Raw genomic sequence first — 1,859 nt, 5'->3', positions numbered from 1 at the left:
GGCATCGCAATAAAGAATTGCGTGCCCTGGTGGTGGAATTGGTAGACACAAGGGATTTAAAATCCCTCGGCGTTCGCGCTGTGCCGGTTCAAGTCCGGCCCGGGGCACCATCTATTTGATTGTTATCTTGTTTGGTAGTGATCAACAGAGTCGTTCTCTTAAAACACGACTTGAAGGCGCCTTGGCAGAGTGGCTATGCAGCGGATTGCAAATCCGTGGACCTCGGTTCGACTCCGGGAGGCGCCTCCACTATTCAGAACAAACCAGTCCTCGTGGCTGGTTTTTTCGTTTCTGGCTTCTTCACAAGCTTCCTAAGTGCTTATGTCAATGCTTATCGAAGAAATCCTTATTACGGATATACTTACTCATTAGGTGATAAGAGAAAGGCCGGATTAACCAACTGAATATTGATCGCCCGAGGCGTATTAACGTCGGTGTGTTTTCGTAAATCCTGCCGTTATAGAGCCAAAGTACTTTCCCTACATGCCAATACAACAGCGGTACGGGCGGCATGAAGGTGACAATATCGATGTCGCAACAGATACGGTAGGTTTTCTTGCTTAAACGGTAGTTCTTTTTGAAACTCCAATCACCGACCGCGGGCTGCCCAAACGTGACGATTCGTTTAATACAACCTGGGTATTTTTGGTCTAAGTAATCAGCGAATACACAACCAATAGAGCCTCCAGAAGAATGGCCAGTAATCGATATTCTTTTGCCTTGTTCCAATAGAGGAATTAAAGTGGTTTCCAAGCGTTCAATGACAGTTTGTCCCAGTTTATCTTCATTACGGCTTGGTTGGCTTTCTTGAAACATCAGATGGTAGAACCCGGCATGTACACGATAGTTGAGCCCAATCTTTTTACAGCTTCTTGTCCATAGAGCAAAAGTGAGTAGCCAGTCAGAAACGCTGTGTGACCCCTTGATAACCACGACGACTTCATCTTTGTCGCTGCTCCATAAGACTCGAATCATGGTTTTGCCAAACTGATTCTTTATGATGCGCTGTCCATTAGGGTCAAAACCGTAACGAGTTTGTTTAAAAACTCTAGGGTAGGCGAGGTTGCAGAGCACAGCGTAGCGTTCATATTGGTATCGTTTTAGTGGCTTCACGTTGTCATTTCGTAATAGTCGTTACTTAAAACTCTAGCCTTTGAATGTGAAAAGCACATGAAAACGAAGGCGTGTTTCCTTAATTCAATGGAATTGACAGTATTTTGTGAGTCTGAAAATGGGAATTTGGCCTTTTAATTCCAACTCAAACTCAAAATCTACGAATAAGAACCGTACAAGCTGCACTAAATTCATTCGTTTGAGTTCGATAATTAATCACTTGAATTGAAAGATAAAATTTACTGTTGACGAATTTTTTCTATCCGTTAAAGTACACCTCGTTCTCACGGCTTAGGTCGCAGAGAGATGGTGTTTTACTCTTCGGTAATCAGCATCGCATGATTGCGTTGCCCTGGTGGTGGAATTGGTAGACACAAGGGATTTAAAATCCCTCGGCGTTCGCGCTGTGCCGGTTCAAGTCCGGCCCGGGGCACCATCTATCTAGTTTCTACTTTGAGTAGAGTGTTGAACAAAGAGTGGTCCTCTTAAAACACTTCAATATATTTTTATGTTGGTAAAGGCGCCTTGGCAGAGTGGCTATGCAGCGGATTGCAAATCCGTGGACCTCGGTTCGACTCCGGGAGGCGCCTCCATTCTCTTTCTCTTACGTTTTGATAAGGTAAGAAATTAGTAGAATGAAAATGCGATACTAGCTCAGTTGGTAGAGCGCAACCTTGCCAAGGTTGAGGTCATCGGTTCGAACCCGATGTATCGCTCCAAATTTTGTAATGTTGATTCATTTTGAC

The 1,859-nt window shown here is 44.2% G+C and carries 1 protein-coding gene and 5 tRNA genes; 5 read left to right on the top strand and 1 reads right to left on the bottom strand.

Translation table 11 applies throughout. From position 1 onward, the window contains the following. Nucleotides 1-23 precede the first annotated feature (23 nt). Both H5300_RS26500 and H5300_RS26495 read left to right on the top strand, forming a co-directional pair. A tRNA-Leu gene (locus tag H5300_RS26500) sits at nt 24-110 on the top strand. 65 nt (nt 111-175) lie between these two features. After that, nucleotides 176-249: transfer RNA gene (locus H5300_RS26495), tRNA-Cys, on the top strand. A 75-nt stretch (nt 250-324) separates the two neighbouring features. On the opposite strand, the gene H5300_RS26490 is transcribed toward H5300_RS26495, so the two are convergent. Next, nucleotides 325-1,113, bottom strand: coding sequence for a lipase family protein (locus H5300_RS26490; protein WP_182797337.1), 789 nt, complete (start codon nt 1,111-1,113; stop codon nt 325-327). 349 nt (nt 1,114-1,462) lie between these two features. Here H5300_RS26490 and H5300_RS26485 point away from each other — a divergent pair. The 3 genes from H5300_RS26485 to H5300_RS26475 all read left to right on the top strand — a co-directional run bounded on the left by H5300_RS26485 (nt 1,463) and on the right by H5300_RS26475 (nt 1,832). Next, nucleotides 1,463-1,549 (top strand) — tRNA-Leu (locus H5300_RS26485). An 83-nt stretch (nt 1,550-1,632) separates the two neighbouring features. Beyond that, nucleotides 1,633-1,706: transfer RNA gene (locus tag H5300_RS26480), tRNA-Cys, on the top strand. Nucleotides 1,707-1,756: 50 nt separating this feature from the next. Further along, nucleotides 1,757-1,832: transfer RNA gene (locus H5300_RS26475), tRNA-Gly, on the top strand. Nucleotides 1,833-1,859: the final 27 nt, after the last annotated feature.

The sequence above is a fragment of the Vibrio sp. SG41-7 genome (assembly GCF_014164465.1).
GTDB classification, from domain to species: Bacteria; Pseudomonadota; Gammaproteobacteria; order Enterobacterales; family Vibrionaceae; genus Vibrio; species Vibrio splendidus.
Note: the sequence above shows the minus strand (reverse complement) of the source record. Positions and strands in the feature narration are given on the sequence as shown.